We start from the raw sequence: 25,364 nt of genomic DNA, 5'->3' as shown, positions 1-25,364 counted from the left end.
ATGCTGAAAGCGATCATAGTCGAAGATGAATATTTGGCACGTGAAGAGCTTGCCTATCTTGTCAAAACCTATAGCAATATTAATGTGGTGACCTCCTTTGCTGATGGGTTGGAAGCGTTTAAGTACTTACAGCAAAATCAGGTGGATGTGGTTTTTCTTGATATTAATATCCCATCTATAGATGGGATGCTATTAGCTCGAAATATCCATCAATCGGCTCAGCCGCCTTTGATTGTTTTTACTACCGCATACAAAGAATTTGCGGTGGATGCCTTTGAATTAGAAGCGTTTGATTATCTACTCAAGCCGATTAATGAAAGCCGTGTTCAGCGGTTATTGACCAAGCTAGAAGATCATGCAACGCCCAAAAATCCAGCTGAAAGCAGTGCGTTATCCAAGCCCAAAACGATTAATTTAATGCACCAAGGACGTATTCGCGTTACTGGCATCGAGCATATTCGCTATGCGGTTGCTCATGAAAAAAGCACATTAGTTTATACGCCAGACGGTGAATTTTCCGTGCCTTATACTATTAGTGAATTGATGGATAAGCTACCACAGCCGCCGTTTTTTCGTTGCCACCGCTCATACTGTGTCAATCTTACCTGTATTGAAGAAATCATTCCGTGGATGAACAGCACGTATATGTTGAAGCTCACTAAAAGTGAAGAGAAAATTCCTGTAAGTCGCAGTAACTTAAAAGATTTTCGTTCGATGATGAATTTGTAATTCATGCTGAAATAATGCAATTCATTCCTTATGATTGCATTTCATTTTATTGTTGTGTTGCGCTCTTGTATCCCGTGTTGTAGCTCGTATTCTGAAGATAACTGAGGTGGATTTATCCACTGTCCCCATTAAGTATCTTTGGAGTTTTGCTATGAATAACCAGCTTTCCAACCAACGCAGAATGCTGACATTAGCCGGCACAGTATTAACTCAATTTGCTCTCGGCTCTGTGTACACGTGGAGCTTATTTAACTCACCTTTAGCCGAAAAACTCGGTGAGCCCGTCAGTCAAGTCGCCTTTTCCTTTGGTATTTTAAGTTTAGCGCTGGCGGTGGCTTCTTCGCTCTCAGGTAAGATGCAAGAACGTTTTGGTGTGCGTAATGTGACGGTTGGTGCTGGTTTGTTACTTGGCGCCAGTTTGTTACTGACCGCTCATGCAGAAAATCTCACCATGCTGTATATTTTTGCGGGGTTTTTGGTGGGCTTCGCCGATGGTACAGGATATTTAATGACGCTGACTAATTGCGTTAAACTCTTTCCAGAACGTAAAGGCTTGACGTCAGCGTGTGCGATTGGTGCGTATGGTCTTGGAAGCCTTGGGTTTAAATACATTAACTTATATTTACTTGAACATGTTGGGTTAGAACAAGCTTTCACTGCGTGGGGCGTAGTGGCTATGGTGATGGTCATTATTGGTGGCCTTATGATGAAAGACGCACCGAAACAGCACGGTAACGCTAAAACGCCAGCGACGCCATCTGAAGCGGCAGAGCGTACAGTGACACCTGCCTATGATTATACGTTACCTCAAGCGATTAAAACGTCACAATTTTGGTTACTGGGGATGATGTTTGTCACTGTGTGCATGTCAGGCTTGTATGTAATTGGTGTTGCGAAAGACGTGGGTCAGCAATATATGCATCTGAACGCCACAACGGCGGCATCCGCCGTCGCCGTGATTGCGGTGTTTAACTTATTAGGTCGTTTGGTTCTTGGGGTACTATCGGATAAAATCGCGCGTATTCGTGTGATTGCCATTGCGCTGATTGTCTGTTTGGCTGGTGTGTGTGCTCTGTTGTTCGTCCACTCGTATAGCATGAGCTTTTTTGTCGCGGTGGCGTGTATCGCCTTTAGCTTTGGTGGCACGATTACAGTGTATCCTTCTTTAGTGAGTGACTTCTTTGGCTTAGATAACATGACCAAAAACTACGGTATGATTTACTTAGGTTTCGGGATTGGGAGTTTTGCTGGCTCCATTGTGGCATCATTGTTCGGCGGTTTTCTCGCGACGTTTTATTTGATGCTTGCGTTGCTTGTTATCTCTATCACGGTGGCATTGACGATCCGTCGGCCTGGTAAACCTGCAGAGACTGTCGCTGAAGGCACGCTCTCTCAGGGAGTCAGTTCGCAAGGCTCTGTGATGTCAGAAATGCCAGCAGACACGATGGCTCGCCGTGAACACGCGTTTGCTGCTCACTCACATCAACACTAGTTGGCGTAGGGCATCAATCATAATAATTAGGTTAACACTGACTGATTTAAAAGAGCCGATATTAACAATATCGGCTTTTTTTTGGGCGTTGATGTGCACACGAGTGATTCATGGCGACGTCTTATCGATGACCCTGCGCGACTAGTGGCTAAAAGCGCTTTATCACTCAGCTTAAAGGCGAGACGGCAGGTTGTTGTACGCGACGGACAAAATCATTCGCGCTGAGGGGTTTGGCATAGAGATAACCTTGATAAAAATCACAACGCTCGTTGGCGAGCATGTCGCGCTGGGCAAGAGAGTCTACCCCTTCGGCAATCACGGTTTTATTCAGGTTATGCCCTAACTGGATAATCGTCCTTACGAGCATATGATCGGTTTTGTTTGTGATACTGTCGTCGATAAAGGATTTGTCTATTTTTATAATATCGACAGGCAGCCGCTTAATGTAATTAAGAGATGAATAGACCGTACCAAAGTCATCAATGGAGATACGAATCCCCATATTACGTACCGCTTTACACGTTTCGATGACCCGTTCAAAGTCGCTCATCATGGTGGTTTCTGTGATTTCTAATTCAAGATAGTCGGCGGGTAATTGGAATTCATCCAGTGCATCTTGGACGATTTGGCATATATCGTCATAGAGAAATTGAATGGTTGATACATTGACAGCAATGCATATGTGAAGTCCCTGTTGACGCCATTCACTTGCTTGCTGACAAGCGGTGTGAATGACCCAGCGTCCAATGGGCACAATTTGATGGCTTTTCTCGGCGATATTAATAAACTCATCGGGGAAAATAGTGCCTAACTCTGGGTGTTGCCAACGAATGAGAGCTTCGGCGTGCTCGACGGTGTTATCAACGAGGGACACTTTAGGTTGGTAATACAGCACGAACTGTTTGGTTGATAAAGCGTGATTCAATTCAACCTCTATTTGATGTTGGCGCTGTGTTTCGCTCAATAATTGCTCATCAAACCATTGTGCTTGGTTTTTGCCACTTTCTTTGGCGCGATACATGGCGATATCGCCGTTGTGATACCAAAGCTGAACATTATTTTCTGAATGTTTTAATAATGCTATGCCCAAACTGGCCTTAATAAAATATTGGTTATTGTCGACTTGATAGTGATTTGAAAATATAGCGAGAATGCGTTCAATGAGGATTTGAGTGGTGTCTTCAATGGATGTGTCATCATACACGATGAGCGCGAATTCATCGCCGCTGAGACGATAAACGGTCGTGGGCGTATGGTCGTATTGTTGCTCCGCAATATCATTAAGATGGCGAGAAATTTCAATCAATAACTGATCGCCTGCTGGGTGACCTAAGCTGTCATTAATGCGCTTAAAATTATCAAGGTCGATGATAATGAGTGCGTAATGCGCACATGATGTCAGATTGTCTTGAATGGCCTCTAAATCTTGTTGAAAGGCTTTACGGTTCCGTGCGCCGGTGAGGAAGTCGGTCAAACTGTCATGGCGATAGATCATCATTTGGGTGGTTAAACGCTGTCTATAATAGACCGTGAAATTGGCGAGAACGGTAATCAAAAAAAGGGCAAGCGAGTGTTCAAATAGGGCTTTTGAATGCAGCCAGTGGCTGATCGGTATCACACTACTCGATAGCAATATACACGCACTGGCAATCGGCCACCAAGAGCCGGGGAAAAGCACGACGAAGCATAACGGAAAGAAATAGTATTCCAATTGCCAAGCCTGCTGATTGAGCGGGTGTAATGCCGTCGTGATCAACAGAACCAACAGTGCGATGGATGCTGACGATTTTTTTAGCGTGTGATTGACCGCAAAAAAGCTCACCAATAAGGCAGCACAAATGAGTGGTGGGGCCGTCAATAAAAACACGGTCGAGTAGTGGCTAATATAGCGGAGTAAACTTAAACAGAATAAAGTGAGTGCAGTTAAAAATAAAGTAGATACCGTTAAACGGTAGGGCGTAGAAAATCGAGCGTGTGTTGGTCGTAATATCATGCAATATCCTATGCATTGTAAAAAGGCGAAATCCCCACTTCGCCTTGAAAATCCTAACGCTATCCATACTCACATCATTACTGCACTAATGATGGTCGCCGAATACGCTGTGTTTACTCTTGATCGATGGTGATTACCGATTGTAATTCACTGCGAGGTAACCAATGGACTTTGACACCTGCCTGTAAAAACATATCTTGGCTGACTTTAATTTTCTCTCCCCAACGAGAAAGAAACTCTTCCCCTTGCTCAGGGCAATGCACAGCAGCAATCCCTGTTTGAATGATTTTTGCGGCACAGTTTGGGCAAGGAAAATGTGTGACGAAAATTTCACATCCGTCTAAGTCACGTTTGGCGAATAAAATTGCATTTTCTTCAGCATGCAATGTTTTGAGGTATTTCATATCGCGATCATCGGTATTTGCACTGTCGGAAATACCATGCGGATAACCATTAAACCCGACCGATACGATGCGATTTTGTTTGGTAATCACCGCTCCAACTTGTGTTGAAGGGTCTTTACTCCAAGAGCCAACTAATTCTGCCATTTGGTAAAAACGCTGTGCCCATTTAGATACCATCATAGATTCCTCACTTTTATCGGACATAAAAGTCATTGATGTATTGCATTATATTTGTTGACACATCGACTTGTATTCAATGCGTCGATAACCCGCTCTATTGTATTTTTAAACGCCCTGAAATGCGACTAAAACTCACAAAAATCCCCGCTGCAGATGGATTATTATGCACCATAACGAGCCACAGGTGCACACTTCAAGTGAATAATGGCGGATTGGCCATTGTTTTTGTAAGAGATATCTCACAAGAGTTGTGAGATTTAATCATTATGATACTACCTCTTTTTTATATGTATTTTTTAACATTATGTTTTTAAAAACAAAAATTGTATGTGCGTTTGTGGTGCAATGAGTTTTTTTGAAATTATTCTTGTCTGAAAAGTGGAAAAGCGTAATCTACATACATCGGCAGGATGCTGATACGAAAGAGAAAAGTTCCAAGGATTGGTCATCTTCAGGAAGAAGATTTAACATGTCAGGATGAGATGTTAGCAGGAAGCATCGGTTTGCTGGATACTAGACCACTAGGACGGTGGTAATAGATGAAGGTAATCGCTTAAGGAAGAAAAGCGCGTCTGCTAGGATGGCAGAAACATGGACACCGCTAGGATGGCGATGAAATGGATTGCGCTGAAGGACTCAGCAACTATCAGGGATTAGATGCAGGGAGCACATTCGTAGCTGGATTGCTGCAAATACGGTTAGACCCCGTCGAGCTTAGGCCCGGCGGGGTTTTTCTTGTTTATGGAGAGCCGCAAATTGTGACTTTATGTTAAGCATGGTTGCCAAAGGGTAAGGTCTCTTGCTAATGTGCCAGCCTCTTCTGTCATTATAGGCCGAAGTATTGTGAATTTTTATACGGTGGTCATGTGGAAAAAACATCCGTTTTTTTGTTACGTCTTATCAGAGAGCATCCCAAAGCAGAAATTTCAATTGGTGACTTACTCGAGCTGTTAAAGCGCCGCTCCTATGGTGCGCTACTTATTATGCTTAGCCTGATTGGTTTCATTCCGGGCATTTCTTTTTTTGCCGGTTTCGCTATTTTCCTCTTAGGGCTGCAGCTTGCTTTAGGCTTGCATGCGCCTCGTCTGCCCACTTTTGCTAATAAGCGACAATTGAATCAGCAAAAAACGCTGCACTTTATCCAAGAGCTACAACCTTGGCTACAAAAGCTTGAGCGCTTTGTAAAACCTCGCTGGGATTTGCTGTCTTCGGAGCCAGTGCGTCGCTTGTTGGGGGTGATTATTTGTGCACTCGCGTTGGTTTCCGTTCTCCCGTTGCCGTTTATTAATTTTGCGCCCAACTTTGCTGTGATTTGTTTAGCGCTTGGGATCATTGAAAAAGACGGTATGTGCATTGTTGTCGGTTCGGTCTTAAGTGTCGGTGCGTTATGGATTGGTTATATTCTGGTGCGTGTAGCGTTTGAATCCTTAATGTTGGTATTATAACGTCCACATAATCTAACCTTATTAGTGAAATAGAGAGTGACAAAATGGAAGCACAAGTAAAGTGGGTAGAAGAGTTTAAATTTCTGGGCCAATCCAACTCTGGTCATTCTGTCGTTATGGATGGTAATGGTGGAGCAACCGCACCAAGCCCAATGGAAATGGTGATGATGGCCGCTGGGGGCTGTAGCTCTGTTGATGTTGTCGCCGGATTAAAGGACGCTGAGCAAACGGTGTATTCATGTAATGCTAAAGTGACGAGTGAGCGTCGTGAGACTGCGCCACGTTTATTTACGACGATGAATATCCATTTTGATATTGCTGGTGACAATTTAGACGAGGCGATTATCGAACAGGTGACCGCAGCTTCATTGCAAAAGTACTGCTCAGTGTGTTTGATGCTTGGAGAAGGTGTCACCATGACTCATAGCTGGAGTATTGTTCAAGCTTAATTGGACGATGATGATAGAAAAAGAATGAAAACCGAATGCGTCGCGTATTCGGTTTTTTTGTTGTGTCAAAGAGTGATGCTCTGCGTGGCATTCGTGGGAAAAACATCGTAGATTAATGGCGTACATTCAACAGATTAGGTATCAAAAATATGAGCGAGTTAGACAAAATGCTTCAGGGGCAAGAGTTTGATGGTAACTCGCAGGAATTAATCGATTTGCGGCGCTCTGTGCTGGCTTTAAAGTTAGCCATTAACCAATGTTTGGATGATGAGCAGCGCCGTGTATGGCAACAGCAATTATTTGGTGAATTTGGCGATGGGAGCATAGTGCAAGTGCCATTTCATTGTGAATTTGGACAAACGATACATATTGGGCGTAACAGCTTTTTAAATATGAATGTGACTATGCTCGATGGCGCTAAAATCACTCTCGGTGATCATGTATTGGTGGGGCCGAATACGCAATTTTATACGCCAACACATTCATTTGATCATCGCGCAAGGCGCAATTGGGAGGCGACATGCTTACCGATTACGATTGAAGATGACGTATGGATAGGCGGGAATGTTGTGATCACTCAGGGAGTGACTATCGGGGCGCGCGCCGTGATTGCAGCTAACTCGGTCGTCACGAGTAATGTTCCGTGCGATACGTTGTATGGCGGTACGCCAGCACGTTGCATTCGTCATTTAGCCAATGATTGCGACGACTCCTAATCAAAACAAAGCGTTTGTATGATGGTTAACACGCCACGTTTAAGGTCAACTGTAATTTTAATGGCAGTTGACTCAGCCGATGCTGCAGAGCATGGCGCGTCATTTCAATTTCTTGCATCGCGATATGGTCGTTTTTCTGAGCGACGATATTGATGTCGACCCATAATTCTCGGCCGACTTTCGTGACACCTGCTAAGCACAGTGCTTGGCCGGTTTCTTTGTAGGTTGCAGTGATGCCATGTTGCACACTCGAACAAATTTCTTTATCGGGCGCCATCATTAGGATCTCGCGCATTGCGGTTTTGATCATCGTCACCGGCACTTTGACAAAGTATACCCCCATGATGAGCATCATCATAGGATCCATATAAACGGCCACAGCGGCAAAAGGCGTCATCGATAATCCCCACGCCATAATAAAAGCCAATGCGACAATAACACTTAACCAGGTATCCATTTTCCATTGTTGGATTTCGGCTTGAATAAGCGCGGAAGGGGCTGTTTTACTCATGCAAACGAGCTTCCACCAGGTTACGCTACAACCGAAGACGCTAAACAATCCAAACAGCATTGCGATTGAGGTGTCCATCACATGGCCGCCTTGCGCTAGATCCACCACTGACGAATATAAGGAGTAAATCACCAGTACGAGAATAGAAAAACCTTTAAGCGCAATACTGATTGGCTCTAACATTGCTCTGCCAAATTGGAAGGTTTGATCCGAGGGTTTTTCAATGAGCTTACTGACCGCAAGCGAGACAAGTGTCAGTAGCAAGCTTATCGATGAATACAGACCGTCAAAAGCAATGACAAGCGAGTTGACTATAAGACCAATCAGAAGGCTGCTGCATGCAAAGGCCATAGCCATGAAGGCAGAAAAGATTAGCGCCCGTTTTTCATTAGATTGTGTGGTTGAAGACATGAGGTTTTACTCTTGAACGATTGAGTCCATTCTGGTGCTTTTTTGCACATAAGCAATAAAGCTTTTCGTTCACACGCGGGTAAGGCCGATAGGTTTATCTACTTATTCTTATTTTTCATAATGTTACTTTAAAATATTGGCGTCAATTATTTTGACGCTCACTGATGGTAAACTCAAAAATCAAATAAGAATTCGCTTAATTTATCGGATAACCAGGTCACAGCTGGGGACTCTTTTACCCCGGAAGGTAAGAACATACAAAAGTCTTCCTGGGTTAATCCGTAGGTGTGTTTAATGACGGTCAGAGTTTGCGAACGTAAATGACTACGAATTAGTGGCTCGGGTAACACCCCCCACGCACTGTCACTTAAGATAGTATTTAAGATATATTCAAAGCTTGAAAATCCAATATAGCGACGGCTAAATGGCTCTAAGCTTGGATTATCTTTCTCGGTTAAATACACCATGACGGCTTGCATCGATTTACGCAGTTCATCATCGTAGACTCTTTTGACTGTGGCTAAAGGATGCGTGCTTTTACACACTGACATCATGCGAATTTTGCCAAGCGGTTGATACACCACACGCGGTTCATCTAATTGTTCGTAATCGACGCCAAACGCCAGATCAACTTGAGCAGTGGCGACTAGGTTAGTTAAATCACCGCTTGAGGCTAGCACTAAGTTAAACGAGGTATTGGGAAACAAATGATTGAGCTGGGTCGCGATGTCATGCCACAGAGTGTCAGGTAGCGAATCGTCACGGGCAATCCACATTTCAGCCGCAAACTCCTCCGTGGCTTGTGAGCAGGTCAGCTTTATGCGGTTGGCGGTGTATAAAATATGCTCACAATCTTTGTAGATGGCTTTGCCCGCTTCCGATAAAGACAAATGATTACCTGTGCGTGTAAACAGTGCGGTGTTTAACTCTTTTTCTAACGATTTGAGCGACATGCTCAGTTTAGTGCGATTGCAATCAAGCTGGCGCGCGGCTTCCGAAATGGATCCGGTATCAGCAATGGTGCAAAATGCTTCAATCTGCGATAAATTCATGTGGCTCAATCTGAGTGAGTAATTGTCAAATAATAAACACTTTTGACCGTGTTGACTATGGGCGTAGGTTTACCCGTCTTGAACGATTTGTAATTAGCTTCAAGAAACTGATCTAACTCGGTGAAGTTTCTCTTATTTTGGTTTACTCTAGCACTATTGTCCGAATACAACACGTAAGACGGAGGCCACAATGGCGTATAACTGGGATGAATACGCAGTAGAGTGGGAACAAGCAACATCCATTACTGCTTTTGCACATAATGCGTTTCAGCAATTAAAAGCAATGATTGATCTACCTGGCAAGCATGTTTTGGATTTTGGTTGTGGTACAGGTTTATTGACACAGTATATGGCGACAGACGCCAAAGACGTAGTGGCATTAGATGGATCTGAATCCATGATTGAGGAACTCGATAAAAAAGAACTGATTAACGTTGAACCTGTCGTTGATGAGTTGACGCGGGGCTTGGTGGCTCAACACCCGGCTTTTCGTAAGCAGTTTGACCTAATTGTTGCCTCTTCTGTCTGCGCGTATTTACCGAATCGAGCTGAAGCCATGACCGTCATCCATTCGTTATTAAATGAAGGCTGTGCGTTCATTCATTGGGACTGGTTAGCCGGTGATAAAACCATTGCTGGTGGGATGAGTGAAACACAAGCGCGCAAAATGATGACGCAAGCGGGTTTTCATGATGTGACAGTGCAGCACGCTTTTTCAATCCCAGATAATGGCGAATTACGACCCGTTATTATTGGGGTGGGTTACAAATAAACTGTCTCTGGTCAATGTTACCCGTCGTTAACTATCAAACGCAGCCTTTCAGGCTGCGTTTTTTGTTATGACTTGTCTTTATATTCCTCATCGCCTGTTTATTTTGCTTTCTTAAGCTTCTCTTAAGTTAATGCCTTTACTCTCTTTAATATTCTAAGAGTGAGGAGCGTGCTATGCAGCGATTGAAGGTAAAAGAACAGTTCAAGGTACTTCGTATTCATGCTAGCCATACCCGGCGTCAAGACGTCGAGCGGTATGTCGCGGAACGTTACGCAGCGGCGTTTAACGCTCAGTTACAGCAGTTTATGCCTGAGTTTCTAGTCATGATGAATACCAACAATGCGATTCAATCCGTGTGTGGTTATCGCAGTGCGCATCATGAATCATTATTTCTAGAACACTATTTGCCACAACCAGCGGATGAAGTGTTAGCCGCCGCGTTAGATACCAACATTGAGCGCAGCCAGTTGGTCGAGTTTGGTCAGCTCGCATCATTTTCCTATGGTTTTTCTATGCTGCATTTTTATGCATTGATACAGGCCTTGTTGGCACAGGGATTTCAGTGGTGCATCTTTACGGCGACGGATCCGCTGTTTGCAATGATGCGCCGTTTTGGTTTAAAGCCGACCGTGCTCGCTCAAGCTCAGGCCACGTGTATTGCCAATGCGAATGCGGTGTGGGGAAGCTATTATGACCATGCTCCGCGCATCATGGCCGGGGATTTATCTTTAGGTATGGCGCAACTGCAACAAGCCATGGCGAGAAGAGGGCTGTTGTGATGAATAGCTTATTAAAAGCGATGGATAAAAGGGTCAAAGCGTCGCCAGATAACGTGGCGTTTACCAGCATAATGAACAATGAATACATCTCGCTCACTTATCAAGAGTTTTGGCAGCATGCCCACGATACCGCACAGCAATTGAGCGCACTATCTTGTCGCTGCATTGCTCTGCGTGAACATAATGGCATTGCATGGGCAGTCATGGACATTGCTGCGCAATTGGCACAAGTGGTACTGGTTCCTGTCCCGCATTTTTTCTCTGATTCACAGGTTTCCCATTTATTGGCACAAAGCGGCGCAGATTGTGTCATTGGTGATTGGCAGCACGGGATTGAATTGGAGTATGCGAGCACTCCTTTAAATGACATTTACGGTTTAGCGGTGCAGCGTATCGATAATCAACGTGGCGCTATTTTGCCAGAGACTTGCAAAATCACGTTTACGTCCGGTTCGACCGGTCACCCTAAAGGCGTGTGCTTGAGTGCAGATAATGTATACCGCGTGAGTCAGGCATTAGCGGACACCGTTGGTCCTAGTATCAAAGAGGGGACACATTTAGCCGTGCTACCTCTTGCGACATTATTAGAAAATATCACATCGATTTATGTGCCGTTACTGCTCGGTGAGACTTGTGTGCTGTTACCACAAGAATGGGTTGGACTGAGCGGTTCGAGTCAATTTAATCCTACTGCCTTTGCGAATGCACTCACTGCCCATTCACCGAGTAGTGTGGTGTTAACCCCCGCTTTACTGGAAGTCTTAGTGGTTTTAGTCGAGCAAACGCCTGAGCTCGGTCGTTCTTTTCAATTTATTGCTGTGGGTGGCGCACGTGTTTCCTCAGCGTTAATGAATAAGGCACATCAACTGGGTTTACCGGCGTTCCAAGGTTATGGCTTATCAGAATGCGCCTCGGTGGTGAGCGTTAATACCCCTAGTCATTTTAAGTTAAGTTCGGCAGGTCAAGTGCTTAATCATCAACACGTCAAAGTAGATAGGCAAGGCCAGCTTTGGGTCTCAGGCAATATAGCTTTGGGGTATATTGGCGCGCCTTTTACTGATAAGTGGTTGGCTACCGGCGATCTCGCTGAGTTTGATGATGCTGGATATTTAACCATCACTGGACGGAGTAACAATCAGCTGGTCACCGCGTATGGACGCAACATTTCTCCAGAGTGGGTCGAGTCTGAGGCACAGGCTTATCCCTCGTTGCGTCACTTAATTGTGGTGGGTGATGGTGACACCCGACTGACTGCCGTTGTCGTTCACTGTTCGCCTGCGGCTGTCCTCGATGATCTTTATGCACTCAATCAACACTTACCTGATTACGCTCAGCTCAAACTCTGCTTATGTCGTGCCGTGTATCCAAAAGAGCATCGTCTCTGGACGGATAATGGTAAACCGCTGCGCGGTGAATTTGCTCAATGGGCGCATGAGCAGCGCCATACCCTACTCAGTATTCGTGATGAAAGGAAAAAATAATGACGACATTTTTTGAACAACTGAATCAACAAACCACGCAAGCCCGGCAAGCAATGCTCTCGGCGCCGATCGTTCAGGCGTGTCAGGAAGGTAGCGTTGAACTGACTCACTACACTCAGTTTTTAACCCAAGCTTATCACCACGTTAAACATACCGTCCCGCTATTGATGGCGTGTGGCAGTCGTCTCTCCGCGGATTATGAATGGTTACGTGAAGCATTAGGTGACTATATTCGTGAAGAAATGGGACACCAAGAATGGATATTGGCGGATATTGAGGCCTGCGGTGCTAATTCAACCAATGTGCGTAATAGCGAGGGTGAAGGCAAAGTATGTATGTCTATCGAATTAATGGTGGCCTACTTATACCATCATATTGACAGGGGAAATCCATTGGCCCTCTTTGGCATGGTATGGGTGCTTGAGGGGACGAGTGTCTCAACCGGTGGTGCAATGGCGAGCTTACTGCAAACTCATTTACAGCTACCCGATGACGCCATGCGCTATCTCAAATCACACAGTGAGTTAGATCAAGAGCACATACAGTTTTTTGCCTCGTTGATGAACCGTATTACTGATCCCGCCGATCAAGCGGTGATTATTGAAAGTGCGATTATGGTATTCAAACTTTATGGCGACATGTTACGCGAATTAACCCTTACTCATGCTAATTTCTAGGAGCGCGCGATGGAACTGCAGAACAAGCGTGTTTTACTAACAGGGGCGTGCGGTGGAATTGGCAGTGTGATTGCTCAGTTGCTGGCGAAAAAAGGCACTCGGTTATTACTCGTTGGCCGCTCAGCAGAGAAATTAGAGACATTGAAAGCGACGTTAGCAAAGAGTGATAATCATCAAATTATCGTCGCTGACTTGTTAACTTCTAGTGGCGTTGACGCGTTAAATATCGCGGCACACCGCCATGCTGAGCAGTGCGGTATTGATATTGTCATTAATAATGCTGGCTATAATCAATTTGAATGGCTGTGTCATCGTCAACCTAATGATGTCATTGATGAAGTCTTTATTAATCTGACTTCGCCTATGTTACTCGCACAATCGTCTATACATTGGCTCAATCGACCAGGCATCATTCTTAATGTAGGCTCCACTTTGGGCTCCATAGGCCACCCCGGATACAGCGCTTATTGCGCAGCTAAAGCTGGGTTGCATCGCTTTAGCGAAGCACTGGATCGTGAATTGAGTGATGAAGGTGTTCGAGTATTGTATTTAGCACCAAGAACCACAACAACAGCGCTAAATACCTCATTAGTACAAGAGATGAATGCTGCGCTTGGTAACCGTAGCGACGATCCTAGCATTGTTGCGGAGCATGTGGTTGCGGTCATAGAGCAAGAAATAGCACAACGCTGGATAGGATCACCGGAAAAATGGTTCGTTAAAATCAATCAATGGTTCCCCTCATTAGTGGGGCGGCAGTTGCAAAAACAGAAACAGACGATGAAGCGCTTTCTTCAACGTCATCACACATCCAATTAGGTAGATAATATGCGATTGACGATTTTTTCTCGTAGCAGCGTGGCGTGCTTATTGGTGGGGGCTCTCTATGGACAGATTGCCGAGGCTTCTTCTGCTGATCCGTTACTTATGATTCAACATCGCTGGGCACAATGCCAGTACAAACAGTCTGATAATGACAAACAGATAGCCTGTTTTAAACACTTAATTACCGCAAATCAACAGGCATTAACGCAATTCCCTCAGCGCGCTGATCTTAAGGTGTGGCTTGCGATCAATAATGCTTCACTCGCCGCTTCGCAAGGAGGGTTAGGGGCGCTTTCTTATGTGAAAAAAGCCAAAACGCTATTAGAAGACGTGATCCAAACCGCACCAAACACCTTACAAGGCTCGGCCTATACGACATTAGGATCACTATACTATAAAGTACCGGGTTGGCCGGTTGGCTTTGGTGATGACGATATGGCAGAGAAAATGCTTAAAAAAGCGTTAGTCATTAATCCTAAGGGAATCGACCCTAATTATTTCTATGCCGATTTTTTAGTCGATCAAGATAAAGAGCAACAAGCCATTAAGTACTTTAAGCAAGCGCAACAAGCTCCTGCTAGAGCACATCGACACTTGGCTGATCAGGCGCGACATGAAGAAATCGCACAACGATTACAACAATTGGAGCAGTGATGCGGTTATTACTTGTTGAAGATGATAGCTTACTGGGCCAATCCATGGTTGAAGCACTTAATCGCTCAGGCTATACCACCGATTGGGTCGAAAAAGGTCAAGATGTTGAGATTGCGCTGAAAACTGAGCAGTTTGTCTCGATTGTTTTGGATCTTACATTACCAGATATGGATGGCTTAGAGGTCTTAAAACGTGTACGCCGAGCGGGTCATACGTTACCGATTTTAATTTTGACGGCGCGTGATGACATTGAAGACCGAGTGAAAGGGTTAGACGGCGGAGCCGACGACTATCTTGTCAAACCTTTTGCATTGGAAGAATTATTGGCTCGCTTACGTGTCATTATTCGTCGTCAATCAGGTTATTGTGACACAAATTTAACGATAGGGGATTTGGTGCTCTCCTTATCAGAACAAAGTGCAACCTACCAAGAAGAGCGGCTAAAGCTGACGAATAATGAATTTAAATTATTGGCAACCTTAATGACGTCGGCTGGACGTGTACTGAGTAAAGAGCAGCTTTCGCAATCTTTACATGGTTGGGATGACGGCGCAAACGAAAAAACGATCGAAGTCCATATCCACAACCTTCGCAAGAAAGTACCGCAACAATTGATTAAAAATATTCGTGGTGTGGGGTATATCATTGAAAAACAAGTCGACTAACGGGTTTTCGATTAAAAAACGTCTGACGTGGTCGGTCGTATTACTCTCAAGTTGTTTAATCTTAGTCTCGCTAATATTCAGTTATCTTGGCTCGCAACACGAAATACGTGAGGTTTATGATGCACGTTTAGGGCAAGAAGCCAAAATGGCGTTATTGAGTTTACCCCCGGTGATTGCGCACTTAGATACTCCAGAATCTAAACGGCAGTTAGCTCGTTGGATGGGCAAGCTCGATCGGTCTTCTAAAGCTAATGGCGGCGAAGACCCCACTAAATATGGCCACCCTTATGAACATAAAATTGTTATCCAATACTACCGTGATGGTCAATTGTTATGGAGCTCACTCCCACATATCGGCGCTTTAAGTCAACAGACTGATTACCAAGGGTTTGGTGTATTGCACTCGCAAGGAAAAAGTTGGCGTTTTTTTCAGCTGTCTTTGGCCAATAGTCACGATTATGTCATTACGGCAGAACAGCAAGCGATACGTGATGAAATGATGAATGATTTGGCGTTTTCTGCCGCGTTACCGCAACTTATTTTGATCCCATGCTTGGCAATATTGATGATTATTCTCATCAATAAATTACTGTCACCATTGACCGATCTACGAGCTTCTATCCGAGAAAGAAGTGTGGATAAATTGGATCAGATCGAGATGCCGCAAGCAACTCAAGAATTGACACCGCTGGTGGAGGCGCTCAACCGATTATTGGTTGAGCTTGAAAGTGCTTGGGAGCGTGAAAAACGTTTTACGCGCATGGCGGCTCATGAGTTAAAAACCCCGTTAACTATCTTACGTCTCAATGCTGAAAATGCGTTAGCGAGTCAAGATAAAACACTCCTTAATGGGGCGTTAAATAATATTTTAGCTGGCATTGATCGTACCGACCGGCTCATACAGCAACTGCTGATGCTCGCACGTGTCGATAGTGTGCAAGATATTGGCTTTGAAGCCATTGATGTATACTCGTTATTACAATCGGTGCTGGCTGATATCGCGCCAATGGCCCTAAAGAAACAACAAGATCTATCGCTTGATGGGGCATCTCAAATACTTCAAGGTGATGCGGCGTTGTTACGTATTCTATTTACCAATTTAATCGATAATGCGATTCGTTATTCGGGAGAAAAATCCACTATCACCGCAGAGGTAGAGCGTACCGCCACGCACCTTGTGATTACAGTCAGTGATTCAGGCCCAGATATGAGTGCGGATACCCGGCACAAATTATTTGATAACTTTTATCGCGCGAATACCGAGCGGGGAGATGGCGCAGGTTTGGGAATGTCGATTACTCGTGACATTGCGCGTTTACACCATGGTACAGTGACACTACTACCAAGAACCCAGCAAAAAAACACGTTTGTGGTCGAATTTAGTCTTCATTCGTAACCGTCAATGTTTTAAACAGCCATGTATGCTGCTCCGTAAGCCTTTCTTGCTTAACGAACAATCTTTATACATTATCCACATAAAAAAATAGCCAATCGTAAAGTACGATTGGCTTATAAATATGTGAACAAATTGTATTCACTAACAACGTCAGTTGGCTAGGTGACCTTCGGCTTAAGAAAGGTCAATGATATTAATGCATGATATGTGCCAACTTTTCAAAACGGTATTTTTCGGCTTGAATCGCCTATTTATCTCAATTCACACCTTAATTAATCGTTATTTATCAACTATCAATGTTTGTTTTGTTGCAATTTGCAAATGCAAAACGCTAATTTAGTAAAATGCTAGTGATAAAGCACTTATCTAGATAAAGATGCCTCCCTATTCACTTCTCTAAGTCTTTATTTATATGTCGAAACGTTTGTGGTCTAAAATAAAGTTATTATTTTAACCAAACAATTTCATAAATATCAGGTATATACGTATTTATCACCAATAATGTGATCAATGTACTGTTGTGTTTTTCATTTATCTTGATAAGTTATATAGATAATTTGTTTAGAGTTCGAAATGAATGCCACGTCGCGGGGAGGCGATAAAATGGTCATACAAACAGCATGGACAGCATGCCCAAATTGGATGGATAGCGCACAAAACAGTTGGGTGCTACGTGCTCCAACCCGTGATGACGGCGCCGACGTGCATGCGCTCATTTCTCAATGTCAGCCGTTAGATGAAAACTCGGCTTATTGTAATTTTCTACAGTCTTCTCATTTTGCTAATACCAGTATTATTGCGGAAATGCATGAACGCTGTGCGGGCTTTATTTCGGCTTATCGTAAACCGGATGAGCCGACGACATTATTTATTTGGCAAGTGGCTGTACACCCAGACTCGCGCGGTGAAGGCTTGGCCTTTCACATGTTACAAACCCTACTTAAGCGAGACGTGCTACACAATGTGGAGTATGTAGAAACTACGATCACCAGTGATAACCAAGGCTCTTGGAACTTGTTTCGCAAACTCGAGCGTGAGATGGGCGGTCAAGGAGACATCACTACGTTCCTCGATGAGGTGCGTCACTTCAAAGGGGAGCACGATACGGAATATTTGTATCGAATACCTCTTCAATCACCAAAAATGGATAAGGAATAATCGTTTATTATGGATATTTTTAAGCAAAAAGAATCCAATGTTATGTCGTACGCCAAACATTTCCCAGTGACTTTTACTCAAGCGAAAGGATGTTGGCTATATACGCAAGATGAAACAGCTTATTTGGACTTTTTAAGTGGTGCTGGCGCACTTAACTACGGACACAACAACGCGATTTTAAAGCAAGCCTTACTTGATTACATTGACAAAGACGGCCTAACGCATGGTTTAGATCTTCATTCTGAAGCCAAAGCCGACTTTCTCAGTGCAATGCAGCGTTATATCTTGGCTCCGCGCCAATTCGATTACAAAGTGCAGTTTACCGGCCCAACAGGGACGAATGCGGTCGAGGCGGCCATGAAGCTAGCGCGTAAGGTAACGGGACGTCATACCATTGTTTCTTTCACGAATGGCTTCCATGGCTGTACTTACGGCGCGTTATCCGTAACTGGTAATTCGCATCACCGCGGTGGCGCGGGCATGGATCTCAATGGGGTAACACGTTTACCTTATGATGGCTATGCGGATGTCAATGGCTTAGGCCTGTTTGAAACCATGTTGGCAGATGCATCATCGGGCTTAGATAAACCGGCGGCGGTTATCTTAGAAACAGTACAAGGCGAAGGCGGTTTAAATGTTGCGTCAAACTCATGGCTACAACGCCTAGAGAAACTGTGTAAATCCAACGATATATTGCTGATTGTCGATGACATTCAAGCTGGATGTGGCCGTACAGGGACATTTTTCAGTTTTGAGCCTGCCGATATTACGCCAGATATTGTGACGCTATCAAAATCGATTGGCGGGTATGGTTTACCGCTGGCTATTGTCTTGTATAAACCGCAATACGATGTGTGGGAACCAGGAGAACATAACGGGACGTTCCGCGGCAATAATCACGCGTTTGTCACTGGTGCTAAAGCACTAGAAGCGTATTGGAAAAACGATGAATTTAGCCAGCATATCAATGCTCGCAGCGAGCAAGTGGCCAAAACGATTGATCAACACCTGAAAAACTATCGTGGGTTATTTATTGCTCATAAGGGCAGAGGATTGATGCAAGGGATTGAGTGTGAAAGTGGTGAAGCAGCTGAGCGCATCACAGAGCAGTGTTTTAAACAAGGCTTAGTCATTGAGACCGCAGGACCAGAAGATGAAGTGATTAAGTTCTTCTGTCCTTTAACCATCAGTGAAGCTGAGCTCGCTCAGGGGCTGAGTATATTCACTCGTGCTGTCGCACATATTGCGCCAAAACTTATGAAAAAAGCATCATAATAGGGAGATAACGATGATTGTTCGAACGCTACAAGAATGTGAAAACAGTGAACGCCGTGTGGTTGCGAAAACATGGGAAAGTACACGTATGTTGTTAAAAGACGATAACATGGGCTTTTCTTTTCATATCACGACGATTTATAAAGGCACTGATACTCATATTCATTATAAAAACCATTTGGAATCGGTATATTGTGTTTCAGGTGAAGGCAGTATTGAGGTGGTCAATGGAGATACTTACCCTATCAAACCTGGCACACTCTATGTACTAGATAAACATGATGAACACTACCTACGAGCCAGTAAAAAAGGTGACATGGTTATGGCGTGTGTGTTCAACCCGCCGCTCACAGGGGCAGAAACCCACGATGAAAATGGCGTTTATCCTCTCGTTGATTGAAGTGACAGCGCAGTTTGATGTCATATTCATACAATAATCAGAGGAGAATACTCATGTCACACACCGTAGAAAAAATCGGTGGTACGTCAATGGCGGCATTCGATGCCGTTTTAGATAATATTTTATTAAAGCCAAAGAATGTGTATCAGCGTGTTTTTGTGGTATCTGCTTTTGCAGGCATCACTGATGCGCTACTTGAATGTAAAAAAACGGCCAAGCCTGGTATCTACCGTTTGGTTGAGCAGCAAGATGAAGCTTGGGAAACCGCGCTTGAAGCATTACGTGACCGCTTACTGTTAATTAATGATAACGGCTTTGCTGATCCATTGTTACGCAAAGAAGCTGACGACTTTATCAATGAGCGTTTGAATGATGCTAAAGAATGTATTCAACATATTTTGACGACCTGCCAATATGGTCAGTTTTCACTAGAGCAATATCTTCCGCAAATTCGCGAATTTATTGCGGCGCTTGGCGAAGTGCACAGTGCGTTTAATACGGTATTGAAGTTGCGTTCGCTCGGTATTAATGCAGTCATGATCGATTTATCAGGTTGGAATCAAGACCGCGCGCTTCCTTTAGATGATAAAATACAGCATGCATTTAAAGACATTGATTTGAGTAATACCCTGCCGATTGTGACCGGGTATACCCAGTGCGAAGAAGGACTTATGGATACCTATGACCGTGGCTATAGTGAAATGACGTTTAGTCGTATCGCATCACTGCTCAAAGCGGATAAAGCCATTATTCATAAAGAGTTCCATTTAAGCAGTGCTGATCCTCGATTGGTCGGAGCAGAGCGAGTACGGGTTATGGGCCGAACCAATTATGATGTCGCTGATCAGCTTGCTTGTTTAGGGATGGAAGCCATTCACCCGAATGCGGCAGCAGGGCTGCGTGAACAAGGAATCGAGTTGGTCGTCAAAAATACCTTTGAACCCAATCACGCTGGCACGAGTATTACCGATCAATTTGATGATCACCCGCCACGGGTCGAAATTATTGCGGGGCAAGAAAATGCCTATGCACTACACTTTTTCGATCAAACGTTAGTGGGTCAATTTGAAGAAGTGGCAGCGCAAATTGGCGCCAGTATCGCACACTATGATGTGCATTTGATCAGTAAAGAAATGAATGCTAACTCATTGACTTACTTCTTAAGTGGTTCAGAGCAAGCGATTGATTGTATCCTTGCATCCGCACAATCGGATTATCCGCAAGCGAGAGTATCGATATTACCCGTTGCAATTATTTCAGCCATAGGGGCGTGTTTAGAGACGAGTCCATTATTGGCAAATGGTATTGCGGCATTGGCAAACGAAAATATCGAGTTAATTTCAGCGCAATCAACCCTACGCACAGTCAGTGTACAATTCATTGTCAAAGCAGAGGCTTACAGCCGAGCGGTGCAAGCATTGCATCAAGCACTCATTGAAGAGGCAGAGAGTGTGGTCAGTGAGGGACAATCATCCACGTCAAAAGCAGCGTAGTTACCGAGTACGAGTAGCACAATACAACAAAGCGCACAAACTTGGTTTGTGCGCTTTGTTATCGAAAAACGGTGTCTTTACATTCCGGGCAAGCCTGTTTATAACATCACTAAGCTTGCGGTACCAAGGAACGCAAAGAAACCGATCACATCGGTCATTGTTGTCAGTATGACAGAGCCCGCTAATGCCGGATCAAGCTTTAATTTATGGAGTAAAATCGGGATAGTGACGCCAAAAAATGCGGCGGTCGCCATATTGACTAAAATGGCAAGTGCTATCGTGCATCCAATCATTAAAGAGCTAAACCACAACCCTGCTAGCCCACCAATAATGACCGACCAAATCACCCCGTTAATCGAGCCAATACCTAATTCATTGCGTAGTAATGCCCAGCGGTTACCGGCTGTCACCTGATTTAATGCCATGCCGCGAATCATTAAGGTTAAGGTTTGACTGCCAGCAATGCCGCCCATAGAGGCGACAATTGGCATCAATACTGCGAGCGCCACCACTTGCGTAATGACATCCTCAAACAAGCCGATGGTGATAGACGCGAGAATGGCGGTCAATAAGTTAATACCTAACCACAGCCCACGTTTTTTTGTGCCTTTAAGTATTGGTGCAAAGAGATCGTCATTTTCATCCAAACCCGTTCCCGCCATTAAGCGAGCTTCATATTGTTCACGCTGGGTACTTAACGCAAAGCGCCAATCAACATGACCAATCAACTTGCTGTCTGAGCCTAGTACAGGAACAACGGGATAATCCGAGTGTTCGATGGCATCAACCGCATCTGCTAGGCTCTGATGGGCGTCTAGAGTAGTCACTTGCCCCCTTTTTAATCCTTTTAATAAGGTATTATCTGTGGCGCGAACAATATCACTATAAAGTACTAATCCTTTGAATTGTTTAGTACGGTTAATCAAATAGACATATTTAGGTGTATCAAACTGGTAAGTGTCTAATAATACCTTGGCACGTCTCACACTGATCCCGAAAGGGAGAGTAAAGACTTTTTGCTCGACCCAGTGACCAATATGCTGGTCGTTATATTCAATCGCTCGGTCGTAGAGTTCTAACTCTTCACGACTCAGTAAACGCATTGCCTCATTGACGATTTCATCAGGTAGCGAATCTGCCCATTCCAATAATGCGAGATTATCCAGTCTTTTTAGGGTGAGTTTTAATTCAGTCTCAGACAGCGCATTTAAAATCGACATCCTTGCCGCAGCACGCATTTCCGTTAACACGCTGACGTGAGACTCTATCGAGAGGTTGCGCCATAAGCGCACCCGTTGCTCAACCGGAAACGCCTCTAAAACGACGGCGATGGATTTATAGTCGAGACCTTGATCAACCATGTCGTTCCAAAGTGCTAATTGTGAGTATTCGTCCGCTTTTAATAAAGGCGCGATCAACTGCGACATATCTTGATGTTCATTCACTCTTATCACTCCAGTAAAATATTGACATGTCATTACCGATAACACGTCGTTTGATATGAGAATACTCATTTGAGATGAGTGTGGTGGCATTGAATGGCGACAATGCTCAGTAATAAGTGTGTTGTTAGGACGTAAAATAGGGGCAAGAATAGGCAAAGTAGGGGGATGTCTAACAACGGCTTACCATCACTGGCTTAGAGTGTATAAAGAGGCGGGCAATAATGCTACTTAAAGTGATAAAAAGAGGAGGAAAAGCGAGGCAAAGACAAAAGTTTCCTTTCGTCCTATCACCTCATAGCTATCATTGATGGTGGGAACTCTCTTGATCAATACTCAATATCAAGTTATCTGGTGTCACTTCAGGTGCATTCATCATTTCAGAAACACGTTGTAGAGAAGATAAAATCAAGGTTTGTTCCCAAGGATCTAATTGTTTAAATTTCTCGACAAAGTCCTCATTGAGCAACTTAGGTGCTTGGTTTAAGACCGCATCACCTTTTGCGGTAATCAACACATGTACTTTACGTTTATCGGCAGTGTCGCGCTCACGCTGTACGAGCTCTCGGCTTTCTAAACGATCTAAAATGCTGGTCGCTGTCGCTTGACTCATGTTGGTATCTTTCGATAATTGACGAATCGTAAGCTTTGGTGAATGCTTTATGGTCCGCATAAGAAGAAGTTGAGGACTGGTTAAACCAAACTCTTTGTTGAGCTTCTTAGAACGTAGGTCGATAGCTCGAATAATTTGCCGAATAGAAAGTAATACTTGTTCGTAATTCTCCAAACTCGTCTCCTATGTTAATAGGGGCTGGAAACCAGCCCCTAATCTGGCTTATTTGACGGCCGCTTGTTTTGCCGCTTTAATCCACCCATTAAACAGTTTTTGATGGGCTTTAATCCAACCGTTGGCATGCGCTTCAATATCACGCTGCGAACCATGGCCTTTACGCATCATCATGTTTTCTGCGTTAATGTCATTGATGCTAAGTTTCATTTCTTTGAAAAGCTCAGCTGCTGCTGGGTTTTCCTCTGCAAACTTCTTGTTAGCAACAATTTTTTCTACGTTCATTGGGAAGCCGTAGTTTTTACCATTTGGTAATTTAGTCGATAGATCAGGCTGACCAGGAACCGCAGAAAATGGCACTTGCAACCAAACCACATCTTTACCAGGAACAAGCACACCACTTACCCAATACGGTGTCCACGTGTAGTACAAGATAGAGTCGCCTTTTTTATAGCGGGTAATAGTGTCAGCCATAATGGTCGCGTATTGACCTTGGTTGTGCTCGACCGTTTTACGCAGTTTATACGCATCTAGGTGGTGCTCAATTGCGGTCTCACAGCCCCAGCCAGGGTTACAACCGGATAAATCTGCTTTGCCATCACCATTGGCATCAAACAATTTCGCAATTTTTGGATCTTGCAGCTGTTTAATGTTGGTGATGTGGTATTTATCTGCGGTTTTCTTATCAATCAGATAACCTTGCGCAGCGCCTTTTACGTATGTGCCTTCACGGTAAAATTTCTTATCGCCGCCGGCTTTTTCGTATTTATTATCGTGTAGTGGTTCCCAACTTACCGCCATGTAAGTCGCATCGCCTTCGGCAATTGAGGTATAAGCGACGTTATAGTCGACTTGTTTGGTTTTCTGTACATCGTAACCCAGCTCTTTCATCGCTTTATTAACGATGAGCGTCTGGAAAGTTTCTTCTGAAATAGTGGATTGCACAGGTTGAACCTTGATACCTTTTCCCGGTAGTTCTGCAGCAAAAGTGGTCGCGGACAATGTTGATGTCATTGCAATGCCTGCTGTGAGCATCATCTTCCATGAATTTCTCATTTTGATTCTCCTAACGTTTCTTGAGTATTTGCTTTGGTTTCAGTTGCGGTTTTCTTCTTGCGAAAGAAAATGGATATAGGGCCTGACTCGTACCAACGTGTTTTAGTGTCGCGGTTATTTTCGCCCACACTTTGGGTGATACGGTCTAATAAAATTGCGAGGATAACGATACCTAAGCCACCGACAGAGGCGAGCCCCATATCGAGTCGACCGATACCACGAAGTACCATTTGACCAAGACCACCAACGGCGATCATAGAAGCGATCACTACCATAGAGAGTGACAACATCAGTGTTTGGTTTACGCCCGCCATAATGGTAGGCATTGCGAGGGGCAATTGAATGCGATACAGCATTTGTTTGGGGCTAGCGCCAAAGGCATGGCCAGCTTCAATTAATTCTTCTGGTACGTGTTGAATACCCAAAATCGTCAAACGAACAATCGGAGGCAGTGCGAATATAATAGTCACCACCACACCAGGGACGTTACCGATACCGAACAACATGACAATCGGTACTAAATACACAAAGGCTGGCGTGGTTTGCATCGCATCGAGTATTGGCCTAACAACTTTGGCGGCTCTATCACTGCGCGCAAGCCAGATTCCCATGGGTAACCCAATGAGTAAGCAGAAGAATACCGAGGTCATCACCAGAGACAGGGTCACCATGGCTTCTCCCCATGCACCGATTAAGCCAATCACAACAAGCGAAATCAGCGACGCAATACCGAGGCGGCGTCCGGCAAACTGCCAAGTTAATAGACATAAAATAAGGATCATAACCGGTGCGGGTGTGGTCTCCAGCGCGGTTTGAAAAGATGTCAAAATGAAATCGATTGGCACACGGATCGCTTGGAAAACAGGTCGGCCGTTGGTTACTAACCAATTCAACGCGGTTTCAACCCAGTGGTCAAAAGGAACAATAGCTTCTTTAAAAGGGTGTAAAAAACTAAAGGGATCATTGACAGGAGTGGCATTTAACCAATCAGCGGTCGATTGCGCGGCTGAAGAGGCAGCGTTGGCGGTGCCCCAAGGATCAGAGTTAGAGGCAGTTTGCGTTGCTGTCGTGCTCCATGCATCTGCAGAGTTTGCAGCATTTTGTGTGGTTTCAGCAGTCATG

25 protein-coding genes are annotated in these 25,364 nt (G+C 44.4%); 17 read left to right on the top strand and 8 right to left on the bottom strand.

Annotation, left to right across the window (positions count from 1 at the left end):
- The gene (locus OCU30_RS16320) at positions 1–729 is read left to right on the top strand and encodes a LytR/AlgR family response regulator transcription factor (protein WP_077314909.1); all 729 of its coding nucleotides are present in this window, start codon (positions 1–3) and stop codon (positions 727–729) included.
- 151 nt (positions 730–880) lie between these two features.
- On the top strand, positions 881–2,221 hold the full coding sequence (locus tag OCU30_RS16315; RefSeq protein ID WP_077314910.1) for an L-lactate MFS transporter: 1,341 nt from the start codon (positions 881–883) through the stop codon (positions 2,219–2,221).
- A 166-nt stretch (positions 2,222–2,387) separates the two neighbouring features.
- Here the strand turns inward: OCU30_RS16315 and OCU30_RS16310 are convergent, their stop codons facing one another.
- Both OCU30_RS16310 and OCU30_RS16305 read right to left on the bottom strand, forming a co-directional pair.
- Positions 2,388–4,214 carry a putative bifunctional diguanylate cyclase/phosphodiesterase gene (locus OCU30_RS16310; RefSeq protein ID WP_077314911.1) on the bottom strand — a complete coding sequence of 609 codons (1,827 nt, stop codon included), beginning with the start codon at positions 4,212–4,214 and terminating at the stop codon, positions 2,388–2,390.
- Positions 4,215–4,327: 113 nt separating this feature from the next.
- Positions 4,328–4,795 (bottom strand): dCMP deaminase family protein, encoded by a 468-nt coding sequence (locus OCU30_RS16305; RefSeq protein ID WP_077314912.1) that lies wholly within the window; start codon positions 4,793–4,795, stop codon positions 4,328–4,330.
- An 869-nt stretch (positions 4,796–5,664) separates the two neighbouring features.
- Between OCU30_RS16305 and OCU30_RS16300 the strand changes: the two genes are divergently transcribed.
- The 3 genes from OCU30_RS16300 to OCU30_RS16290 all read left to right on the top strand — a co-directional run bounded on the left by OCU30_RS16300 (position 5,665) and on the right by OCU30_RS16290 (position 7,408).
- Entirely contained in the window at positions 5,665–6,243 is a 579-nt protein-coding gene (locus OCU30_RS16300; RefSeq protein ID WP_077314913.1) for an exopolysaccharide biosynthesis protein, read from the top strand.
- A gap of 44 nt (positions 6,244–6,287) precedes the next feature.
- Positions 6,288–6,692: an OsmC family protein gene (locus OCU30_RS16295; protein ID WP_077314914.1), complete on the top strand. Its 405-nt coding sequence runs from the start codon at positions 6,288–6,290 to the stop codon at positions 6,690–6,692.
- A 149-nt stretch (positions 6,693–6,841) separates the two neighbouring features.
- Positions 6,842–7,408 (top strand): sugar O-acetyltransferase, encoded by a 567-nt coding sequence (locus OCU30_RS16290; RefSeq protein ID WP_077314915.1) that lies wholly within the window; start codon positions 6,842–6,844, stop codon positions 7,406–7,408.
- Positions 7,409–7,433: 25 nt separating this feature from the next.
- Here OCU30_RS16290 and OCU30_RS16285 read toward each other — a convergent pair whose 3' ends face one another.
- Both OCU30_RS16285 and OCU30_RS16280 read right to left on the bottom strand, forming a co-directional pair.
- Entirely contained in the window at positions 7,434–8,330 is an 897-nt protein-coding gene (locus OCU30_RS16285) for a cation diffusion facilitator family transporter (RefSeq protein WP_077314916.1), read from the bottom strand.
- 173 nt (positions 8,331–8,503) lie between these two features.
- On the bottom strand, positions 8,504–9,382 hold the full coding sequence (locus OCU30_RS16280; protein ID WP_077314917.1) for a LysR family transcriptional regulator: 879 nt from the start codon (positions 9,380–9,382) through the stop codon (positions 8,504–8,506).
- Between the two features lie 190 nt (positions 9,383–9,572).
- On the opposite strand from OCU30_RS16280, the gene OCU30_RS16275 reads away from it, so the two are divergent.
- The 12 genes from OCU30_RS16275 to OCU30_RS16220 all read left to right on the top strand — a co-directional run bounded on the left by OCU30_RS16275 (position 9,573) and on the right by OCU30_RS16220 (position 20,957).
- Positions 9,573–10,154, top strand: coding sequence for a class I SAM-dependent DNA methyltransferase (locus tag OCU30_RS16275; RefSeq protein WP_077314918.1), 582 nt, complete (start codon positions 9,573–9,575; stop codon positions 10,152–10,154).
- Positions 10,155–10,327: 173 nt separating this feature from the next.
- On the top strand, positions 10,328–10,933 hold the full coding sequence (locus OCU30_RS16270) for a thermostable hemolysin (RefSeq protein ID WP_077314919.1): 606 nt from the start codon (positions 10,328–10,330) through the stop codon (positions 10,931–10,933).
- Positions 10,933–12,414, top strand: a complete 1,482-nt coding sequence (locus OCU30_RS16265) for an AMP-binding protein (RefSeq protein ID WP_077314920.1) — start codon at positions 10,933–10,935, stop codon at positions 12,412–12,414. The genes OCU30_RS16270 and OCU30_RS16265 overlap by 1 nt, the downstream gene beginning before the upstream one ends.
- Positions 12,414–13,091 carry an iron-containing redox enzyme family protein gene (locus OCU30_RS16260; RefSeq protein WP_077314921.1) on the top strand — a complete coding sequence of 226 codons (678 nt, stop codon included), beginning with the start codon at positions 12,414–12,416 and terminating at the stop codon, positions 13,089–13,091. The genes OCU30_RS16265 and OCU30_RS16260 overlap by 1 nt, the downstream gene beginning before the upstream one ends.
- Before the next feature lie 9 nt (positions 13,092–13,100).
- On the top strand, positions 13,101–13,910 hold the full coding sequence (locus OCU30_RS16255) for an SDR family oxidoreductase (protein WP_077314922.1): 810 nt from the start codon (positions 13,101–13,103) through the stop codon (positions 13,908–13,910).
- 9 nt (positions 13,911–13,919) lie between these two features.
- Positions 13,920–14,570, top strand: coding sequence for a tetratricopeptide repeat protein (locus OCU30_RS16250; RefSeq protein WP_077314923.1), 651 nt, complete (start codon positions 13,920–13,922; stop codon positions 14,568–14,570).
- On the top strand, positions 14,570–15,235 hold the full coding sequence (locus OCU30_RS16245) for a response regulator (RefSeq protein WP_077314924.1): 666 nt from the start codon (positions 14,570–14,572) through the stop codon (positions 15,233–15,235). The genes OCU30_RS16250 and OCU30_RS16245 overlap by 1 nt, the downstream gene beginning before the upstream one ends.
- A complete protein-coding gene (locus OCU30_RS16240; protein ID WP_077314925.1) occupies positions 15,216–16,631 on the top strand; it encodes an ATP-binding protein in 1,416 nt (471 codons plus the stop codon). Before OCU30_RS16245 ends, OCU30_RS16240 begins: the two co-directional genes overlap by 20 nt.
- 603 nt (positions 16,632–17,234) lie before the next feature.
- Positions 17,235–17,789: a diaminobutyrate acetyltransferase gene (gene ectA / locus OCU30_RS16235; RefSeq protein ID WP_077315114.1), complete on the top strand. Its 555-nt coding sequence runs from the start codon at positions 17,235–17,237 to the stop codon at positions 17,787–17,789.
- A gap of 9 nt (positions 17,790–17,798) precedes the next feature.
- Positions 17,799–19,064, top strand: a complete 1,266-nt coding sequence (gene ectB, locus OCU30_RS16230) for a diaminobutyrate--2-oxoglutarate transaminase (protein WP_077314926.1) — start codon at positions 17,799–17,801, stop codon at positions 19,062–19,064.
- A gap of 13 nt (positions 19,065–19,077) precedes the next feature.
- Positions 19,078–19,464: an ectoine synthase gene (locus OCU30_RS16225; RefSeq protein WP_077314927.1), complete on the top strand. Its 387-nt coding sequence runs from the start codon at positions 19,078–19,080 to the stop codon at positions 19,462–19,464.
- A gap of 53 nt (positions 19,465–19,517) precedes the next feature.
- Positions 19,518–20,957 carry an aspartate kinase gene (locus tag OCU30_RS16220; protein WP_077314928.1) on the top strand — a complete coding sequence of 480 codons (1,440 nt, stop codon included), beginning with the start codon at positions 19,518–19,520 and terminating at the stop codon, positions 20,955–20,957.
- A 98-nt stretch (positions 20,958–21,055) separates the two neighbouring features.
- Here the strand turns inward: OCU30_RS16220 and OCU30_RS16215 are convergent, their stop codons facing one another.
- The 4 genes from OCU30_RS16215 to proW form a co-directional block, all read right to left on the bottom strand.
- The gene (locus tag OCU30_RS16215) at positions 21,056–22,402 is read right to left on the bottom strand and encodes a magnesium transporter (protein WP_077314929.1); all 1,347 of its coding nucleotides are present in this window, start codon (positions 22,400–22,402) and stop codon (positions 21,056–21,058) included.
- 301 nt (positions 22,403–22,703) lie between these two features.
- On the bottom strand, positions 22,704–23,186 hold the full coding sequence (locus OCU30_RS16210) for a MarR family winged helix-turn-helix transcriptional regulator (protein ID WP_077314930.1): 483 nt from the start codon (positions 23,184–23,186) through the stop codon (positions 22,704–22,706).
- 48 nt (positions 23,187–23,234) lie between these two features.
- The gene (gene proX / locus OCU30_RS16205; protein WP_095532918.1) at positions 23,235–24,242 is read right to left on the bottom strand and encodes a glycine betaine/L-proline ABC transporter substrate-binding protein ProX; all 1,008 of its coding nucleotides are present in this window, start codon (positions 24,240–24,242) and stop codon (positions 23,235–23,237) included.
- On the bottom strand, positions 24,239–25,363 hold the full coding sequence (gene proW, locus OCU30_RS16200) for a glycine betaine/L-proline ABC transporter permease ProW (RefSeq protein WP_077314931.1): 1,125 nt from the start codon (positions 25,361–25,363) through the stop codon (positions 24,239–24,241). The genes proX and proW overlap by 4 nt, the downstream gene beginning before the upstream one ends.
- Position 25,364: the final 1 nt, after the last annotated feature.

Source organism: Vibrio palustris, from assembly GCF_024346995.1.
Classification (GTDB): Bacteria; Pseudomonadota; Gammaproteobacteria; order Enterobacterales; family Vibrionaceae; genus Vibrio; species Vibrio palustris.
The sequence above is the reverse complement of the archived record's forward strand: the minus strand, read 5'-3'. Positions and strand labels throughout refer to the sequence as shown.